The following is a 17,172-nucleotide window of genomic DNA, read 5'->3' as shown; positions in this document are numbered from 1 at the left end:
CCCTTATGCCCGAAACGACTGAGACCTCCGCGTTGTTCCGGCCCTTCTCGATCGGCTCGCTGAACCTGCCGAACCGGATCGTGATGTCGCCGATGACCCGCAACTTCTCGCCCGGCGGGGTGCCCGGACCCGACGTCGCCGCCTACTACGCCCGCCGCGCCAGGGGAGGGGCGGGCCTGATCGTCACCGAGGGCACCGTCGTCGGCCACCCGGCCGCCGCGCCGACCCCGACCGTGCCCCGCTTCCACGGGGAGGACGCCCTCGCGGGCTGGGCGCGGGTCGTCGAGGAGGTCCACGCGGCCGGCGGCCGGATCATCCCCCAGCTGTGGCACGCCGGACTCGAACGCAAGGGCGACGACGTCCCCGACCCGCACGTCCCCGCCGTCGGCCCCGCCACCCTCACCGAGGCGGAGATCGCCGGGATCGTCGCCGCCTTCGGCCGGGCCGCGGCCGACGCCCGCCGCCTCGGCTTCGACGGCCTCGAACTGCACGGCGGCCACGGCTACCTGATCGACCAGTTCCTGCGTCCCGAGACCAACCCCCGCACCGACGCCTACGGCGGCGACCTCGCGCGCCGCACCCGGTTCGCCGCCGAGGTCGTGGCCGCCTGCCGTGCCGCCGTCGGACCCGACTTCCCCGTCATCCTGCGGATCTCGCACTGGACGGTCAACGACTTCGACGCCCAGCTCACCTCCGGTCCCGAGGAGCTGGCCGAGCTGCTCGACCCGCTCGTGCGCGCCGGAGTGGACGCCCTGGACTGCTCCACCCGCCGGTTCTGGCTGCCCGGCTTCCCCGCCACCGGCTCCGAACTGAGCCTCGCCGGCTGGGTCCGCAAACTCACCGGCCTGCCCACGATCGCCGTCGGCTCGGTGGGCCTGACCGGCAGCGAGTTCCTCACCACCCTCATCGAGGGCAAGGGCGCCGACAACGCCTCCCTGCGAGACCTCCTGGAGCGCCTGGAACGCGAGGAGTTCGACCTCGTCGCCCTCGGCCGGCTCCTGCTGTCCGACCCCGACTGGCCGGCCAAGGTCCAGGGTGGCCGCCACGACGACCTGCGCCCCTTCACCGCCGCCAGCCTCCTCAGCCTCGACTGACGCCCCCTCACCCGATCGGAGACCCGTCATGCGCGTCCTGTTCACGCTGTTCCCCGCGACCGCCCACCTGCACACGATGGTCCCCCTCGCCTGGGCGCTGCACGGCGCCGGCCACGAGGTCGTCGTCGCCTGCCAGGAAGGCGCCCTCGACCCGGCGATCATCGGCAACATCACCGAGGCCGGCCTCACCGCCGTACCCCTCGGGCCCGCCGTCGGCGGGCCGCCCCCGGAGGCCATGCAGCAGGGTCTGATGGCCTTCGCCGACGCCTGGCGCTTCGACCCGGCCCACCCGGGCGAGGCGGCCGACTGGCACGCCGCCCGCGCCCTGCTCGGCGGGATGTTCTCCTTCGCCTACCCGGAGCCCGACGAGAACGGCTCGTTCCTCGACGAGCTGATCGCCTTCACCCGCTCCTGGAAGCCCGACCTGATCCTGTGGGACAAGCTGGTGATCCCGGCGGCGATCGCCGCGCGCGTGACGGGCACCCCGCACGCCCGCCTCGTCTGGGGCCTCGACAGCATCGCCGCCCTGCACGAACTCACCGAGGCCGAGACCCCCGGCCGCCACGACTGGCTGAAGTGGCTCGACCCGCTGCTCGCCCGCCACGGCCTCGCCTTCAGCGACGACACCCTCCTCGGCCAGTGGAGCCTCGACCTCGTCCCGCCCGCCATGCGGCCCCCGCTGAAGCTGCCCGCGATCCCCGTGCGCCGCCTGCCCTTCAACGGCTCCTCCGTACTCCCCGACTGGCTGCGCGGCGAACCGGAGCGCCCGCGCGTGGTGCTCACCCTCGGCGTCAGCCGCCGGATGATCGGCGGCGGCACCGTCTTCCCCGCGCCGGAGTTCCTGGAGCGCGTCGCCGAACTCGACGTGGAGGTCGTCGCGACGCTCGGCAGGGGGCAGCTCGCCCCCGACGTGACGCTCCCCGCCAACGTCCGCACGGTCGAGTACGTGCCCCTCAACCAGGTCCTGCCGACGACGTCCGTGATCGTCCACCAGGGCGGCACGGGCACGTTCACGGCCGCCGTCGCCCACCAGGTGCCCCAGCTCGTCGTCCCCGTCGTCGCCTGGGACGAACCGCAGAACGCGCGGCACGTCGAGCAGACCGGCGCGGGCCTCGTCGCCGACACCGGCGCCCTCGACGCCGACACCCTCAGCAAGCAGGTCGCCCGCCTCCTCGACGAGCCGTCCTTCAAGGAGGGCGCCCGCCGCCTGTACGAGCAGACGCTCGCCGCGCCGGTCCCCGCCGACGTCGTGCCCGTCCTGGAGAAGCTCGTCGCCCGGTACCGGGAGGAGGCCCGCGCGTGAGGATCCTCGTCACGGGAGCCGCCGGGTTCGCCGGCTCCCACTTCGTCCGCTCCCTCCTGGCCGGCGCCTACCGCGGCTGGGAGGGGGCCAGGGTCACCGCCCTCGACACCCGGCCCGTACCGGAGCGCCACGCGCGCGTGGAGGCCGTCCGGGGAGACGTGGGCGACCCGTTCCTCCTGCGCGACCTGCTGCCCGGCCACGACGCCGTCGTCCACTTCGCCGACACCACGCGCGCGGACACCGCGGAACTCGTCCGCACGAACGTCCTGGGCACCCACACCCTCCTCGACGCGATCCGGGGCAGCGGCGTGGAGCGGACGGTCGTGGTCTCCACGGCCGACGTCTACGGCCCGCCCGTGGCCGACGACGCCCCGAGGACGGAGGAACACCCCCTGAACCCCGTCACGCCGTACGCGACCTCCCGGGCCGCCGCCGACCTCGTCGCCCGCTCCGCCTGGCACACCCACGGCGTCGACCTGTCCGTCACCCGCTCCGCGGTCTGCTACGGCCCCCGCCAGCAGCCGGACCGCCCGCTCCCGCGCCTTGTGACGGCCCTCCTGGAGGACGTCCGCCCACGGCCCTACGACGGCGCGGCCGTGCGGGAATGGCTGCACGTCGACGACCACTGCCGCGCCGTCCACCTGGTCCTCAACCGGGGCCGCGCGGGGGAGACCTACCACGTCGGCGGCGAGCCGGTCGCGCCCGCCGCCCTCGCCGAACGCCTGCGCGCACTGACCGGCACGCGCGCGGGAGGGCACGACGGCGCCGTACCCCCGCGCGCGGTGCGCGCCGTGCTCGACGACGGCCGGATCCGCGAGGAGCTGGGCTGGGCGCCCACCGTTCCCTTCGAGCGGGGGCTCGCGGACACCGTGGACTGGTACCGCGACCACCCCGGCTGGTGGACCGCCGCACGCCGCGCGCGCGAGGCGGCGACGGCGGCGGCCTGACGCGCGGGGCCGAGGGCAGGGGATGGGGGTCCCTCGGCCCCGCGCCGTATTGCACCGCCCCATTCGCAAAGGTTCGGACTATTGGGCACGGACTCGCTCTGGTGCAACGGAAGGTCGCCCGAAGCACGCAGGGCACAGTCTTGCCACTTTTGGTAATCCGGAACAACCGTTCTTCCGAACAGTGGAAAGAAATCCAGGTTTACGGGCGTAGATCTCCGCCCTTAATAGAGCGGCTGAACGACTAAGCGGGTCCGAGGTGCCCGAATCACGCCTGGTGCCCCCTTTTTGACTCACGGCGGAACGCTCCGGGTGTCATATTCACGCGACGCACGAAGAACTTGCCGAAGTTGGTCACCTCGGAGAATCCGAGCTGCCGCGCGATGGCGTTGATCGGCAGGTCCGTGTGGACCAGTAACCGCCGCGCCTCCAGCGCCACCCGGGCGTCGATCACGTCCTTCGTCGACGTCCCCGCGACCGCGCGGCAGGCCCGCGACAGCGCGCGCGTGGAGCAGCTCAGCGCCGCCGCGTACTCCTCGACCAGCCTCGTCGAACGGAACGAACGGTCCAGCTCGCGGCGGAACCGCAGGAACAGTTCGCCGTGCTCGCCGCTGAACGCGGACGTCTCCTTGTGGCGCAGCCGGCACATCTGGTCGATGTGCAGCAGGACGACGGCCAGCAGATGCTTCAGCAACTCCTCGCCGAGCCCTTGGTCCGGGCGCTCGAACTCCTCCTCCAGCAGGTCCAAAACCCTTCGGAACGCGGTGAGTTCACCTTCCCCCAGCCGCCAGTGCGAGGGCCGCAGGACGTCGTCGAGCATCGCCATGTGCGCGCTCAGGCCCAGCGGGAACGACTCCGTGAACATGATGATGTCCGCGTCCATGTCCGGCCCCGGCGCGAACTGCACGACCTGGTTGGGGCGGGTCCACAACAGGGTTCCCGGACGGACCGTGAACGGGTGGGAGTCGATGGAATAGTTCCCTCCGCCTTCCGTCGCCAACAGGACCTGATGGAAGTCCAGGCGGTGCGGCGCGCTGAGGAACTCCATGTCCCCGAGGCCCCGCAGCACGCTCAGCGAGGTCACCGCGAGACCGAGTCCCGGCCGGCAGAGGGGAGAGAAGGGGACGACGGGGATCGCTAACGATGCGAAATCGACCATGGGCGTTCCGGAATCGACCTTTCTCCACTGCACTTGAGGGTTCAATCATAGACGTGGTCGCCCGATGCCGGATCACTTCTGGTTCCTCACGTGCCGCTTGGGTGTGCGCACGTGTCAACACGCACCCCGTAAGCACCCTTGTCATGAAGGTGAAAGGAATCTGAACGGGATGACCACTCCCCACTCCTCCCCGGAGCGTTCGGTCGTCGACCGGACGCTGAGCATCCTTGCCGCCTTCGACCCGGACAACCGGACCCTGTCCCTCAGCGACATCAGCCGGCGCTGCGGCCTGCCCGTCGCCACGGTCTACCGCATCGTCAACAAGCTGAACGCCTGGGGAGCCCTGGAACGCGCCGCCGACGGCGGCTACAGCATCGGCCTGCGCCTGTGGGAGACCGCCTCCCTGGCACCGCGCGCCTCCCACTTCGTCGACGCGGCCCACCCCCACCTCGTCGCCCTCGCCCAGCAGACCTCCGCCGCCGCGACCATCGCCATCCGCGACGGCTGCGAGAGCGTCTGCCTGGCCCACGTCGCCGGCGAACCGCGCCACCCCGCCTGCGGGACCCTCGAACGCCGCCGCATCCCCCTGCACGCCACCGGCGTCGGCCTGGTCCTGCTCGCCCACGCCGACGAGACCGCCCAGCAGGAGGCCCTGATGCCGCCCCTGCGCGCCTACACCACGGCCACCGTCACCGACGTCAGCGAACTGCGCCGCGGACTGATCCGGGTACGCCGCGAGGGACACGCCCTCCTGCACGGCGCGTTCACCCCGGGCCGCAGCAGCCACGCCGTACCCGTGCGCGACGCGCGCGGGACCGTCGTCGCCGCCCTCGGCGTCAGCGGCTCCCCCGAGGTCGTCCAGCCCGCCCGCACCGCACCCCACCTGCACGCGGCGGCCGCCGCCATCGCGCTCGAACTGCGTGCCGTCGGGTTCAGCTGGACCGAGATGGGAGCCTGAGATCCACACGGTGCGCGAGGGGCTCAGGCCGGGTAGGACTGATCCGGACGACCCCTCGCGCCCGCCCCGGAAGACAGGCAGACAGCAGACGATGACGGACCCTCAGGACACCGGCACCACCGGTACCACCGGCACCGCCCCGGCCCGCGTGCGCGCCCGGGAGGCCGCGATATGACCCACCTCGCCGTCATCGACATGCAGCACGTCTTCGCCGACCCCACGAGCCCCTGGGCGGCACCCCGCTACCGCGAGGCCGCGACCGGGGTACGACGGCTGCTGTCGGCCTTCGGGGACGACGTCACCTTCACCCGCTTCGTCGCCCCCGGGGAACCGGCCGGCGCCTGGCGCGCGTACTACGCCCAGTGGCCGTTCGCCCTCCAGCCGCCGGACGCGGCCCTGTGGCATCTGACGGACGGTTTCTGCGCCCTCGCGCCACAGGTCCTGGACGCCCCCGCCTTCGGCAAGTGGACCCCCGCGCTCGCCGAACGCGTCGCCCCGCACGGCCGCCTCGTCCTGGCCGGCGTCAGCACCGACCGCTCCGTCCTGGCCACCGCCCTCGCCGCCGCCGACGCCGGCGTCGAGGTCCTCGTCGCCGCCGACGCCTGCGCGGGCGCCAACGACACCGCCCACGCGAAGGCCCTGGACATGATGGACCTCTGCCAGCCGCTGATCAAGGTGACGACGGTGGCGGGGGTGAGGGCCCTGCTGGGCCGCTGAGAGGGCGTCAGAAACCCGCCGGAGGGCGTCAGAAACCCGCTGGGAGGCCCCCTGTGCCCCCCCAGAACCCCTCAGAACCCCTTCCCCGGGTTCAGGATGCCCAGCGGGTCCAGCGCCTCCTTCACGCGGCGGTGGAGCCCGTACGCCGCCGGCCCCAGCTCCTCCGCGACCCACTGCCGCTTCAGCACCCCCACCCCGTGCTCCCCGGTGAGCGTGCCGCCCAGCCGCAGCGCCAGCGCGAAGATCTCCCCGGCGGCCTCCCACGCGGCGTCCGGGAGCCGGTCGAGCGCCGGGTCCACGACGACGATCGGGTGCAGGTTGCCGTCGGCGGCGTGCGCCAGCGTGAACACCGGCACACCGTGCCGCGCCGAGATCGCCCGGATCTCCCGCGCCGCCTGCGCGAGCCGCGACCGGGGCACGGCGATGTCCTCGATCAACGGCCGCCCCAGCCGCTCCAGCGCCGGCAGCGCCTGCCTGCGCGCCGCGAGCAGCGCCTCCGCCTCGGCGGGATCCTCGGTCCGCTCCACGGCCGTCGCGAACGGCGCCAGCACCTCCGCGACCGCCGCCGCCTCCACCCCCGCACCCGCCCCGTCGCACTGCACCACCAACAGCGCCTCACCGCGCGCCCTGAGCGCCGGATCGACCGCCTCCAGCACCGGCCCGTCCAGCAACTCCGCCAACGCCGGCACCACGCCCGCGCGCGAGATCGCGTACGACGCCCGGGCCGCCGCCTCGAACGACGCGAACCACGCCGCCAGCGTCGCCGACGCGACCGGCACCGGCCGCAGCCGCAGCGTCGCCGACGTGATCACGGCAAGGGTTCCCTCCGAACCCGTCAGCAGCGCCGTCAGGTCGTACCCGGTCACCCCCTTGACGGTCCGGCGGCCCGTCCGTACGACCGTCCCGTCCGCGAGCACCGCCTCCAGGCCGAGCACGCTGTCCCGGGTCACCCCGTACTTCGCGCACCGCAGCCCGCCCGCGTTGGTCGCGATGTTCCCGCCGATCGTCGACCACGCCGCGCTCGCCGGATCGGGCGCGTACTGCAAGCCGTGCGCGCCCGCCGCGCGGTCCAGGTCGGCCGTGACGACACCCGCCTCCACGACCGCGAGCTGGTCCTCGGCGTCGAGTTCGAGGATCCGGTCCATCCCCGACAGGTCGAGCACCAAGGAGCCCTCACCGGCCGACGCGCCCCCGGACAGCCCCGTACCGGCACCCCGGGGGACGACCGGCACGCCCAGGGAGTGGGCGTGCCGCAGCACCGTGCCGACGTCCTGCACGCGCCGCGCGTGCACCACCGCCAGCGGCAGCCCGTCCGGGCGGGTCCCCGAGCGGTCCGTGCAGTGCGCGGCCAGCGCGTGCGGGTCCGTGCTCAGGCACTCCGGCGGAAGGTCCCGCGCGAGCAGGCCCAGCACGCGCGCGGGCGCGACCGCCGACGTACCCACGGGCGCGCTCACAGCCCCAGTGCCTTCCCGCCGATCGCCAGCAACGACACGTCCTCCTGCGGCGCGTGCACCGGCGCGCACTGCACGTCCCGGAAGTGCCGCTCCAGCGGGTTGTCCCGCGCCAGCCCCGGGTTGCCCAGCAGCCGCACCGCCAGCTCCACCGCCCGCACCCCGTGCCGGTCCGCCAGCACCCGCGCGCCCAGCGCCTGTTCCGGCGTGTACGACGTGTCCCCCGCGTCCAGTCGCGCCGCCCCGCCGAACACCAGCTCCTCGGCGCCCGCGAGCAGCACCTCGATCTCCCCGGCCGTCCGCCTGAACCGTTCCGTACGAGCCACCGCGTGCCCCAGGTTCGCCGGCACGCGCGCGTGCGCGAAGGTCCGGAAGAAGTCCTGCGCCGCCCTCGCCACGCCCAGGTACAGCGCCGCCAGCGGCAGATGCAGCGCCGCGCCCGCGCGATTGTCCTGCTCGGCGCCCCGGCCGTACGGGCCCAGACCGATCACCTGCTCGTACGGCACCTCCACGCCCCGGAACGTCACGTCGTGGCTGCCGCTCGCGCGCAGGCCCAACTGGTCCCAGCGGCCGGTGATCTCGATCCCCGGCGCGTCGCCCGGGACCAGGAACGTCCCCACGCGCGGGTCGTCCTCGTCGGTCGTCGCCCACACCAGGAACCAGTCCAGGCCCTCCGCGCCCGTCACGAAACGCTTGGTTCCCTCGACCGACCAGCCGTCCGCCGTCCGCCGCGCCCGTGTCGAGGGGAGTCCGCCGCGTGCGGGAGAGCCCAGATCGGGTTCCACGCGCGCGTGGTTGACGAGCACCGGGCGGGCGAACGACTCCTTCACCACGCGCGCGTACAGCTCCTGCGGCCAGTGCGGCTGTGCCGCCTGGCGTGCGTGCGTGGCCAGGGTCATCGCCGCGATCAGCGCCACCGAGGGGTCCAGGCGGCCCAGCCTGTGCAGGATCCGCGCGGACTCCTCCACCCCCGCGCCCCAGCCGCCGTACCGCTCCCCGATCGTCGCCGTCAGCAGGCCCTCCGTGTGCGCGATCGACAGGGACTCGGACGGGAAGGCGGCGGACCGGTCGTACTCGGCGGCGAGTTGCGCCATGCGGGCGGTCACAGGGCCTTCCTCAGGTCGGCGTTGAGGTCCGTCGTCCAGAACTTCGCCACGTCCAGGCGGGAGTCGAGGGCGCCGAGTTCGGTGAACGCGTCCGCGACCTGCTGCTCCGATGCCGTCGCCGCCGTGTCCACCGGCCTTGCCCGGGTGGGGCGTTGCTTCTGCTGGGCCGCCAAGTCGTCCTCGGCCTGCTTCACCGGCTGGTGCGTGTTCTGGGCGATCACCTTCGCGAACTCCGCCTGGTGGCCGTCCCGCACGTACGCGTACGCCTTCGAGATCCGCGCGATCAGGTCCGCCGCCGCTTCCTTCTGCGCCTCGCTCTTCAGCACGCTGTCCTTCGCCGACCACAGGAAGTTGCCCGAGAGGATGTCCGCACCCGAGCCGATGGTCCTCGCGCCCTGCTGGTGCGCCGTGATGACGGATGTGCCGTAGGAGGCGAACGCGTCGATCGAGCCGCCGTTCAGGGCGGCCAGGCCGTCATTGGGGAGGAGGGGTTTGGCGTTGATGTCGGACCACTTGAGGCCCGATTGCTTGAGGAGTTCGTACAGGAAGTAGTGGGCGGTGGTGTTCTTCACGTAGCCGACGGTTTTGCCCTTGAGGCCGGCGATGCCGGCGACCTTTGAGTTCTTGGGGACGATGACTTCCTGGTTGAGAGTGGCTCCCAACTGGACCGCTACGACCTTGAAGTTCGGCTTTCCGTCGGCGGCGGCGAAAATGGGCGGGATCTCGCTGGAGGAAGCCAGGTCGAGGGCTCCGGCCCGGACGGCTTCGAGTTGTTTGTCGCCGCCCTGGAAGACGCTCCATTTGACGTTGTACGGGGTGTCGTCGAGGTTCGCGAATTCCAGGACCGCTTCCTCGACTTTCCAGCCTGTGGCGCCTACTCGGAGGGTTACGTCGGAATCTGCTTGTGCATTACCGCCGCAGGCGGTGGCCACCGGCAGGAGGAGAACGGTGAGGAGGAGGGAGGCGCGTGGGGCGGGGCGAAACAGCACGGGGTTCTCCAGGTTCTTGAGGGGCGTTCAGGCGGCCTGAGATCCCGGACCGGCCCGATGGGCCAGCTCCTGCCGGACCAACGGCAAGACGAACCGCGCATAGTCGATCGCGTCGTTCAGGGGGTCGTACCCCCTGATGGACAGCAGGTCGCAGCCGATGTCCACGTAGTCCAGGAGGGCCTTGGCCACCGTCTCCGGCGAGCCCACCAACGCCGTGGACGCGCCCGCCGCGTTCGTCGCCACCGCCGGTGCGGTCCACAGGCAGCGGTCGTGGATCTCTCCTCGGTCCGCGATGTCGAGAAGCCGTTGTGATCCGACGTTCGCGGGGCGTCCCTCGGTTTTGTAATGCCGCAGCAACTCCGTGTTCCTGGCTTGGTCCTTGAGCACCCCGAGTGTGCGGCGTGCCTTCTCCCACGCCAGTTCGTCCGTGGGTGCGATGATCGGCCGGAACGACACCCAGATCCGAGGGCGGGGGCGGCCCGCCGCATCGGCCACGGCATTGACGGAGGCGATCTGTTCGGCGGTCTCCTTGAGGGGTTCACCCCACAGGCCGAAGATGTCTCCCTGCTGTCCGCCGACCCGGTAAGCGTCCTGAGACGATCCGCCTACGGAAATCGGGATGAGCCCGTTCACCGGCTTCACGTCGGAGTGGTACCCCTCGAACCGGAAATACTTCCCCTCGTGGGATACGGGCCCTTCGGACTCCCACACCTTCCGCAGAATCTGGATGTATTCGTCCGACCGCTCGTACCGTTCGGCCTTGCCGAGGTAATCCCCTTCCCGGTGCTGTTCCTCTTCACTTCCCCCGGAAATGATGTGCACGGTCAGCCGTCCCCGGCTGATCTGGTCCAGCGTGGCGAGCGCCCGGGACGCGTGGGTCGGGAAGATCACCCCGGGCCGGTGGGCCAGGATGGGCCGCACCCGCTCCGTGTGCGTCGCGACGAACTGCGCGATCTGGAACGCGTCGGGCGAAGCCGAGTGGTAGGCGACGAGCGTGTGGTCGAACCCTCCGTCGTCCAACGCCCGCGCGTACGTGCGGAGATGGCCGACGTCGAGGCCGGTCCGGCTCGCGGCGGCCGGTCCTGAGGCGCCCGCGTCGGTGTGGACGGCGCTGATGAACTCGACAGGCATGGTGGTCGACTCCCTGGGAGAAGAAGGTCACTTGAGGACGGACGTGTCGGCTGCCGAGGCCACCTCGACGTTGGGCTCCAGCACCCCGATCCCGTTCATGAGGTCGGCGACGCCCTGCACGGTCTCGTCGATCTCCGGTGTCACCGGCAGGACTTGGCTGTACGCGGCCGACGCGAGCGTCCTGGCGATCGACGCGTCCGCGCCGTTGCGCTCCTGGATCGCCCGCGCGTACGCGTCCTGGTGCGTGCTGGTCCACTTCAGCGCCGTGCCGAGCCGCTTGAGGAAGTCGCCGAGCGCCGCCTTGCGCGCGGGGTCCGCGAGGGTCTTCTCCGACGCGCCGATGAAGCCGTAGCCGCTGACCCGGCCGTCCGCGCCGTCCACGATCAGCTTGCCGCCCTGGTCGAGGGCCACCGCCTGGTAGACGCCGAAGATCGCCCAGACCTTGATCTTCCCCGAGGCGAAGGCCGCCTGCGCGTCCGTCGGCAGCAGGTACTGCACCTGGACGTCGGAGTACTTGAGGCCCGCCTGCCGCAGCGCGTTCGCGAGAAGGTACTCGGCGATGCTGCCCTTCGCCGAGGAGACGACGACCTTCTGGCCCTTCAGATCCGCGACGCCGGTGATCCCCGAGTCCTTGCGGACGACGATCCCCACGTGCCGGCCGTCGTTCTTCAGCGCGGCGACGTTCTTGAACTTCACGCCCCCGCTGAGCGCTTGGAGCGTCGGCAGGTCCGCCGCGTACGTCGTGTCGGCCGCGCCCGCCTGAACCGCCTGGAACAGCGGGGCCGCGCCCTCGAACTCCGCCCACTTCACCTTGTAGTCCGCGCCCTTGAGCGCGTCCGACGCGGCGACGATCGTCTGGAGCGTCTTCGCCTGGTCCCCGATCGTCAGGGTGACCTGGCCCTTCGCCGAGGAGGCGTCCGCGTCCCCGCCGCACGCGGTCAGGGACAGGAGAGCGGTCAACGTCAGCGCGGCGGCCGCGAGTCGGCGGATCACGAGGGGGTTCCTTCCAGAGTGCGGGTGACGCCCAGCCAGCCCAGGAGACGGGCGCGCAGCGATACGAAACCGGGGGCCGTGAGGTCGCGCGGGCGGGGGAGGTCCACCGTCAGCTCGTGCGCTATCCGGCCCTCGTCCATGACGAGGATGCGGTCGGCGAGGAGTAGCGCCTCTTCCACGTCGTGCGTGACCAGGAGGATCGCGCAGCCGTGCGAACGCCAGAGTTCGGCGACCAGTTGCTGCACCTTGCCGCGGGTCAGCGCGTCCAGCGCCCCGAACGGCTCGTCCAGCAGCAGGAGTTCGGGCTCGCGCACCAACGCCCTTGCCAGCGACACGCGTTGGGCCTGCCCGCCGGAAAGCGTCTTCGGCCAGACGTCCGCCCGCTCCGCGATCCCGACCTCGCCCAGCGCCCGGAGCGCCAGCTCGCGGTCCACCCGCCCCGGCAGCCCGAGGACCACGTTGCGCCACACCTTCAGCCACGGGAGCAGGCGCGGCGACTGGAACGCCGCACTGCGCCGCAGCGGGACCGTCACCTCGCCGTCGATCTCCTCGTCCAGCCCGGCGAGAATCCGCAGCAACGTCGACTTACCGCACCCGCTGTGCCCGAGCAGCGCCACGAACTCGCCGTCCCGGATGTCGAGTTGGAGGTCGTGCAGCACCGTGTTCCCGTCGAAGGACTTCGAAAGCCCCCTGATCTCCACGCTGTTGCCCATCTCTACGCCTCCCCCTCGAAGTCGGCCCGCCACCGCAGCAGCCGGCGCGACAGCACCCGCACCGCGAAGTCGCAGGCGAGCCCCAGCAGCGCGTACACGGCGAGGCACAGCACGATCACGTCCGTACGGAAGTACTGCTGCGCGTTGCTCATCAGGTAGCCGAGCCCGGCGTCCGCGTTGACCTGCTCGGCGAAGACCAGCGCCAGCCACGCCGTCGACAGGGCGTACCGGAGCCCCACGAGGGCACCGGGCAGCGCGCTCGGCAGGATCACGTACCGGATCAGCCCGAGCCGGCCGAGCCCCATCATCCGCGCGGCCTCCACGAGCCCGGCGTCCGTCGAGCGGATGCCGCCGTAGATGTTGAAGTACAGCGGGTACGTCACACCGAGCGCGACCAGCGCGATCTTCGGGGTCTCCTCGATGCCGAACCACACGATGAACAGCGGGATCAGACCCACCCAGGGGATCGCCCGGAACATGCCCATCGAGGAGTCGATGACGTCCTCCCCGAGCCGGAACAGCCCCGCGAGCAGCGCCAGCGTCAGCGCGATCACGGCACCGATCACGAACCCGGTCGCCGCGCGCCGCCCCGACGCCGCGATGGCGCTGGGGAGTTCACCGGACTTCGTCAACTCCGCCGCCTGCTTGAGGACATCGACCGGCGAGGCGAGCACCGACTCCGGCAGCAGCCCCGTCACCGACGTCAGGAACCACAGCAGGACGAGTCCGACCGGCCCCGCCGAACGCCGCACGGAACGCGGCACGTTGAACCGCCGCACCGTCTTCGCCGACCCGCGCAGCGTCACCCGCGACGTGGCGTCACCCGGGACGCGCACAGCTTCCACCGTTGTCACGGCGCACCCCCACCGGTCGCGACCGGACGGTCCGGGTCCGCCGACCACGCCGACCAGGACCCCGGGAACAGCACGCCGTCGAAGCCCGCGATCTCCAGCGCGGCGATCTGATGCGCCGCCGTCACCCCCGACCCGCAGTACACCCCGACCTGTACGCCGCTGTCGGCGCCCTTCTCCGCGAACCGCTTCCGCAGCTCCTCGGCCGGCAGGAACCGTCCGTCCGCCGCGAGGTTCTCCCCGGTCGGCGCCGACACCGCGCCCGGAATGTGCCCGGCGCGCGGGTCCACCGGCTCGACCTCGCCCCGGTAGCGTTCACCGGCCCGCGCGTCCAACAGGAGCCCCTCGGCGGCGAGTCGACGGGCCCCGTCCGCGTCGGTCACCGGTAGCTTGCCTGCCGTGAGGACCACGTCCCCCGGCACTGGGTCCGCCGGGACACCGGATTCCAGCGGCAGCCCGGCGGCCCGCCACGCGCCCAACGCCCCGTCCAGCAGGGCGACGTCGGCGACACCGGCGTACCGAAGGAGCCACCAGGCCCGCGCCGCCGCCGTGTTGCCGAGGTCGTCGTACACCACGACCGGCGTGCCCTCGTCGATCCCCCAACGGCGGGCGTCGGCCTGGAGGTTCGCGATGTCCGGCAGTGGATGCCGGCCGCCCTCGCGGGTCGGCGGGGACGCCAACTCCGTGTCCAGGTCCACGTACACGGCGCCGGGGATGTGTCCGTCGGCGTAGTGGTCGCGGCCGTACGGGTCGCCCAGCGCCCAGCGGACGTCCAGGACCACCGGGGGCCGCGCGGAGGCGAGCCGGGCGGTCAGTTCCTCGGCCGTGATCGTCACACTCATGCCAACCCCTCGGCGATCGGGGCGAGTTCGGGGGACAGGCGCAGGCGTTCCAGGAAGAGGACGACCGTCGCGGCGGCCGTGCGGTGCAGGGCGTCGTTCAGGACGTCGTGCCGGCCGTCCCGGAACGTCACCAGCTCCACCGCGTGGTCCGCGTACACCGCGCGCGCCGACTCCAGCGGGCTCACCGTGTCGGCGGCGCCGTGCAGCGCCAGGACCGGGACGCTCACCAGGTCGAGGCGCGGCGTGTCCGGGGCCGCGTCGAGGGCGCCCCGGCGGAAGGCCGGGTCGTTCGTGAGGCGGCCCCGGTGCGTCGGGCACGCGGTGCGCGCCTCGGCCTCCTCCTCCCAACTCCCCGCGCTCCAGGGGCGGGTGGGCAGACCCGCGAGGATCAGCGCCGCCGCGCCCGGGTGTTCGGCGGCGAGCTGTGCGGCGTACGCGGCGCCCGTGTCCGAGCCGACCAGGACCTTCGGGCCCGGCAGCGACTCGTCCGCGAGGAGTTTGGCGGCCTCGTCGAGGACCGCCGGGTCGGTGGAGGCGTCGCCGAGGGCGCGCACCCGGTACGCGTCGAAGGCGAGACGGCGGCCGAACCGCTCGTACACACCGCCGTGTTCACCACGGCCCGCCAGCACGATCAGCGTGCCGCGCGCGGCGAGACCTTCGGGTTCGTCCCAGGAGAAAGGGGCAGCAGAGGGCATGGGTGGACCACTCCCGTGAAATGAGGAGAAGAACGCAGGGGACAGCGGCCGTCACGCGCGGGTCAGCGCGTACGGATCAGCCGCAGGGGGGGGAGAGAAGAGGTTCAGCGACAGCGCGCGCTGCACGCGACGCCGAAGTCGATGACTCGGCGCTGCGTCAGAAGGGCAGCGGAAGGGGTCGTGAACAGCATGCGTTCATGATGGCCGTTCGTGACCGGACGCGTCCAACGACGATTCGATATCGAAACCGATCAGCCATCGCGATCGATCACGGTGAGCGGTTACGGTCACGGCATGTCCCGACCCGTGCTCGACATCGTGGCCCTGCGCAGCCTCACCGCGATCGCCGACCACGGCGGCTTCCACCGCGCCGCCGAGGCGCTCGCGCTCAGCCAGTCCGCCGTCAGCCAGCACGTCCGGCGACTGGAGAAGACCCTCGGCCGCCCGGTCGTCGAACGCGAGGGCCGGGGCACCCGCTTCACCCCGGCCGGGCGCGGCCTCCTCGAACAGGCCCGCCGCGTCCTCGCCGTCCACGACGAAGCCGTCCGCACGCTCCTCGACATCGAGAGCGACACGATCACGATCGGCTCCACCGAACACGCCGCCGACCAGTTCCTGCCCCGCCTCACCGCCGCCGTCCAGGCGGTCGGCCCCGGCTGCCGCGTCCGCTACCGCATCGACCGCTCGGCCCGGCTCGTGGAGGCGGTGGAGCGGGGCACGGTCGACGTCGCCGTGTACGTCACCGAGGCGGCGGCGACCGAGGGCACACCCGTCGGCGGCCTCCCCCTGACCTGGCACGCCCGCCCCGGCTGGCGGCGCCCGCCGGCCCCCGCGCCGGTCCCGCTGGTCGCGATCGAGGACCCGTGCGCGATCCGGCGCCGGGCGATCTCGACCCTGGCGGCCCACGGCGTCCCCGCGACCGTCGTCGGCGACGCCGGGTACCTCGCGGGGGTCCTCGACATCGCCCGTACGGGCCAGGGCGTGGCCCTCCTCGCCGCCGTGGGCCCGGCCCCGGACGGCCTCACCCCCTGCGCCGGCCTGCCCCCGGTCCCCCCGATCCCGATGAGCGCCCTCGCGAGCCCCCGGACGGACCGGGCGACGGCCCAGGCGGCGTTCGAGGCGGTGCGGGGGTTGCTGGCATGAGGGGTGCGGGTGAGCCACGAGGGTGACGGGTCCCGGGAGGTGTTCGAACACACCCGCCACGCACCCGCCGCGCAGGCGCACGCACGATCGCCGGAGCCCGTCCGCTCCTACGCCTGCGCCCCCAACCCCCGCTCCAGCGCCGCCCGTTGCAGCGGCAGCACCCGCGCGTGCAGCGCCCGCCCCTTCTCCGTCAGCGACACATACACCCCCCGCCGGTCCTCCACGCACACCGACCGCTCCACCAGCCCGTCCTTCTCCAGCCGCCCGATGAGCCGCGACAACGCGCTCTGGCTGAGATGGACACGGCCGACCAGGTTCTGTACGCGGCACTGGTCGCCGTGGCGCGGTGCCTCGGCGGCGAGGAGGTCGAGGACCTCGAAGTCGCTGGCGCCGAGGCCGTGGGGGTGCAGGGCGCGGTCGATCTCGCAGAGCGTGCGGGCGTGGACCGTCAGAATGTCCCGCCACCGGTCCTCAAGGGCCGTCGCGGTCGCGTTCGCTGCCATGAACCGACCGTAACACCGAAATGAAGTGTCATTGATCGTGCAACTTGTGCGGATGCATGTAGTACTCAGGCAACCGGGTCCTGGAGGAGGCCGACGAGGTTCCCGTCCGCGTCCTTCACCGACGCGATCAGCCGGCCGTTGCCGACGTCCTGGGCGTCCTGGAGGAGTTCGGCGCCCGCGTCGAGGAGGGCCGCGAGGCGCTCGCGCAGGTCGGTGACGTGCCAGTAGGGGACCGGCCCGGTCATGCCCTTGCCGTGGCCGTTCGGGTCGAGGCCGATGTCCTGGCCCTCGGCCTTGTACCCGACGTAGTACGGCGTGTCCGCGTACGGCTCGACGCCGAGCAGCGCGCCGAACACGGCCTTCGCGCCGGTCAGGTCCTTGACGGGGTAGATGATCGTCTGAAGTCCGGCGGACATGGGGTGCTCCTCGCGGGTCGGGGCTCGTGCTGTGCCCACCACGCTAGGCCGGGCGCCGGAGATCCGCTTCTCCGATCCTGACCGGTCCGCCGCACAGAACCGCACAGAAAAAAGAAGGGGCGCGCGGGCTCCCCCGCGGCCCACGCACCCCTTCAGGCAGACGC

General features: G+C 72.4%; 18 protein-coding genes. 6 read left to right on the top strand and 12 right to left on the bottom strand.

Translation table 11 applies throughout. The features are described from left to right. The first annotated feature begins 5 nt into the window (after nucleotides 1-5). The 3 genes from ACLZOT_RS16260 to ACLZOT_RS16250 are packed head-to-tail and all read left to right on the top strand — an operon-like array spanning nucleotide 6 to nucleotide 3,344. Complete coding sequence (locus tag ACLZOT_RS16260; protein ID WP_416969610.1) at nucleotides 6-1,094, top strand: NADH:flavin oxidoreductase; 1,089 nt, start codon at nucleotides 6-8, stop codon at nucleotides 1,092-1,094. A 28-nt stretch (nucleotides 1,095-1,122) separates the two neighbouring features. Next, complete coding sequence (locus tag ACLZOT_RS16255) at nucleotides 1,123-2,397, top strand: nucleotide disphospho-sugar-binding domain-containing protein (RefSeq protein WP_416969609.1); 1,275 nt, start codon at nucleotides 1,123-1,125, stop codon at nucleotides 2,395-2,397. Next, complete coding sequence (locus ACLZOT_RS16250) at nucleotides 2,394-3,344, top strand: dTDP-glucose 4,6-dehydratase (protein ID WP_416969608.1); 951 nt, start codon at nucleotides 2,394-2,396, stop codon at nucleotides 3,342-3,344. Before ACLZOT_RS16255 ends, ACLZOT_RS16250 begins: the two co-directional genes overlap by 4 nt. 265 nt (nucleotides 3,345-3,609) lie before the next feature. On the opposite strand, the gene ACLZOT_RS16245 is transcribed toward ACLZOT_RS16250, so the two are convergent. After that, a complete protein-coding gene (locus ACLZOT_RS16245; protein WP_416969607.1) occupies nucleotides 3,610-4,425 on the bottom strand; it encodes an AraC family transcriptional regulator in 816 nt (271 codons plus the stop codon). 244 nt (nucleotides 4,426-4,669) lie between these two features. On the opposite strand from ACLZOT_RS16245, the gene ACLZOT_RS16240 reads away from it, so the two are divergent. Together ACLZOT_RS16240 and ACLZOT_RS16235 are read left to right on the top strand one after the other, a co-directional pair. Beyond that, the gene (locus ACLZOT_RS16240) at nucleotides 4,670-5,458 is read left to right on the top strand and encodes an IclR family transcriptional regulator (RefSeq protein ID WP_416969606.1); all 789 of its coding nucleotides are present in this window, start codon (nucleotides 4,670-4,672) and stop codon (nucleotides 5,456-5,458) included. 171 nt (nucleotides 5,459-5,629) lie between these two features. After that, a complete protein-coding gene (locus tag ACLZOT_RS16235; RefSeq protein ID WP_416969605.1) occupies nucleotides 5,630-6,175 on the top strand; it encodes a cysteine hydrolase family protein in 546 nt (181 codons plus the stop codon). A gap of 71 nt (nucleotides 6,176-6,246) precedes the next feature. Here ACLZOT_RS16235 and ACLZOT_RS16230 read toward each other — a convergent pair whose 3' ends face one another. From ACLZOT_RS16230 to ACLZOT_RS16190, 9 genes are read right to left on the bottom strand one after another with little or no spacing between them, the layout of a single operon-like run. Next, complete coding sequence (locus ACLZOT_RS16230; RefSeq protein WP_416969604.1) at nucleotides 6,247-7,629, bottom strand: FAD-binding oxidoreductase; 1,383 nt, start codon at nucleotides 7,627-7,629, stop codon at nucleotides 6,247-6,249. Then, nucleotides 7,626-8,732 (bottom strand): acyl-CoA dehydrogenase family protein, encoded by a 1,107-nt coding sequence (locus ACLZOT_RS16225; RefSeq protein ID WP_416969603.1) that lies wholly within the window; start codon nucleotides 8,730-8,732, stop codon nucleotides 7,626-7,628. The genes ACLZOT_RS16230 and ACLZOT_RS16225 overlap by 4 nt, the downstream gene beginning before the upstream one ends. Continuing rightward, nucleotides 8,729-9,721, bottom strand: coding sequence for an ABC transporter substrate-binding protein (locus ACLZOT_RS16220; protein WP_416969602.1), 993 nt, complete (start codon nucleotides 9,719-9,721; stop codon nucleotides 8,729-8,731). The genes ACLZOT_RS16225 and ACLZOT_RS16220 overlap by 4 nt, the downstream gene beginning before the upstream one ends. 27 nt (nucleotides 9,722-9,748) lie before the next feature. Next, a complete protein-coding gene (locus tag ACLZOT_RS16215) occupies nucleotides 9,749-10,852 on the bottom strand; it encodes an LLM class flavin-dependent oxidoreductase (protein ID WP_416969601.1) in 1,104 nt (367 codons plus the stop codon). A gap of 27 nt (nucleotides 10,853-10,879) precedes the next feature. Continuing rightward, a complete protein-coding gene (locus ACLZOT_RS16210; RefSeq protein WP_416969600.1) occupies nucleotides 10,880-11,845 on the bottom strand; it encodes an ABC transporter substrate-binding protein in 966 nt (321 codons plus the stop codon). Further along, the gene (locus tag ACLZOT_RS16205) at nucleotides 11,842-12,558 is read right to left on the bottom strand and encodes an ABC transporter ATP-binding protein (RefSeq protein ID WP_416969599.1); all 717 of its coding nucleotides are present in this window, start codon (nucleotides 12,556-12,558) and stop codon (nucleotides 11,842-11,844) included. The genes ACLZOT_RS16210 and ACLZOT_RS16205 overlap by 4 nt, the downstream gene beginning before the upstream one ends. Nucleotides 12,559-12,560: 2 nt before the next feature. Continuing rightward, nucleotides 12,561-13,394 carry an ABC transporter permease gene (locus ACLZOT_RS16200; RefSeq protein ID WP_416969598.1) on the bottom strand — a complete coding sequence of 278 codons (834 nt, stop codon included), beginning with the start codon at nucleotides 13,392-13,394 and terminating at the stop codon, nucleotides 12,561-12,563. Nucleotides 13,395-13,408: 14 nt separating this feature from the next. Continuing rightward, the gene (locus ACLZOT_RS16195; protein ID WP_416969597.1) at nucleotides 13,409-14,251 is read right to left on the bottom strand and encodes a sulfurtransferase; all 843 of its coding nucleotides are present in this window, start codon (nucleotides 14,249-14,251) and stop codon (nucleotides 13,409-13,411) included. After that, nucleotides 14,248-14,946, bottom strand: a complete 699-nt coding sequence (locus ACLZOT_RS16190) for an alpha/beta hydrolase (RefSeq protein ID WP_416969596.1) — start codon at nucleotides 14,944-14,946, stop codon at nucleotides 14,248-14,250. Before ACLZOT_RS16190 ends, ACLZOT_RS16195 begins: the two co-directional genes overlap by 4 nt. A gap of 294 nt (nucleotides 14,947-15,240) precedes the next feature. Between ACLZOT_RS16190 and ACLZOT_RS16185 the strand changes: the two genes are divergently transcribed. Then, on the top strand, nucleotides 15,241-16,089 hold the full coding sequence (locus ACLZOT_RS16185; RefSeq protein WP_416969595.1) for a LysR family transcriptional regulator: 849 nt from the start codon (nucleotides 15,241-15,243) through the stop codon (nucleotides 16,087-16,089). A gap of 107 nt (nucleotides 16,090-16,196) precedes the next feature. On the opposite strand, the gene ACLZOT_RS16180 is transcribed toward ACLZOT_RS16185, so the two are convergent. Further along, a complete protein-coding gene (locus ACLZOT_RS16180; RefSeq protein ID WP_416969594.1) occupies nucleotides 16,197-16,592 on the bottom strand; it encodes a MarR family winged helix-turn-helix transcriptional regulator in 396 nt (131 codons plus the stop codon). 65 nt (nucleotides 16,593-16,657) lie between these two features. Further along, entirely contained in the window at nucleotides 16,658-17,008 is a 351-nt protein-coding gene (locus ACLZOT_RS16175) for a VOC family protein (RefSeq protein ID WP_416969593.1), read from the bottom strand. Between the last annotated feature and the right edge of the window lie 164 nt (nucleotides 17,009-17,172).

This window comes from Streptomyces sp. 4F14 (assembly GCF_048159485.1).
Lineage (GTDB): Bacteria > Actinomycetota > Actinomycetes > Streptomycetales > Streptomycetaceae > Streptomyces.
Note: the sequence above shows the minus strand (reverse complement) of the source record. Positions and strands in the feature narration are given on the sequence as shown.

Excerpts from the sequence above, each read along its gene's own strand:
- ACLZOT_RS16260 (WP_416969610.1), top strand. The coding sequence starts at position 6 with ATGCCCGAAACGACTGAGACCTCCGCGTTGTTCCGGCCCTTCTCGATC.
- ACLZOT_RS16255 (WP_416969609.1), top strand. The coding sequence starts at position 1,123 with ATGCGCGTCCTGTTCACGCTGTTCCCCGCGACCGCCCACCTGCACACG.
- ACLZOT_RS16240 (WP_416969606.1), top strand. The coding sequence starts at position 4,670 with ATGACCACTCCCCACTCCTCCCCGGAGCGTTCGGTCGTCGACCGGACG.
- ACLZOT_RS16235 (WP_416969605.1), top strand. The coding sequence starts at position 5,630 with ATGACCCACCTCGCCGTCATCGACATGCAGCACGTCTTCGCCGACCCC.
- ACLZOT_RS16215 (WP_416969601.1), bottom strand. The coding sequence starts at position 10,852 with ATGCCTGTCGAGTTCATCAGCGCCGTCCACACCGACGCGGGCGCCTCA.
- ACLZOT_RS16205 (WP_416969599.1), bottom strand. The coding sequence starts at position 12,558 with ATGGGCAACAGCGTGGAGATCAGGGGGCTTTCGAAGTCCTTCGACGGG.
- ACLZOT_RS16195 (WP_416969597.1), bottom strand. The coding sequence starts at position 14,251 with ATGAGTGTGACGATCACGGCCGAGGAACTGACCGCCCGGCTCGCCTCC.
- ACLZOT_RS16190 (WP_416969596.1), bottom strand. The coding sequence starts at position 14,946 with ATGCCCTCTGCTGCCCCTTTCTCCTGGGACGAACCCGAAGGTCTCGCC.
- ACLZOT_RS16185 (WP_416969595.1), top strand. The coding sequence starts at position 15,241 with ATGTCCCGACCCGTGCTCGACATCGTGGCCCTGCGCAGCCTCACCGCG.
- ACLZOT_RS16180 (WP_416969594.1), bottom strand. The coding sequence starts at position 16,592 with ATGGCAGCGAACGCGACCGCGACGGCCCTTGAGGACCGGTGGCGGGAC.
- ACLZOT_RS16175 (WP_416969593.1), bottom strand. The coding sequence starts at position 17,008 with ATGTCCGCCGGACTTCAGACGATCATCTACCCCGTCAAGGACCTGACC.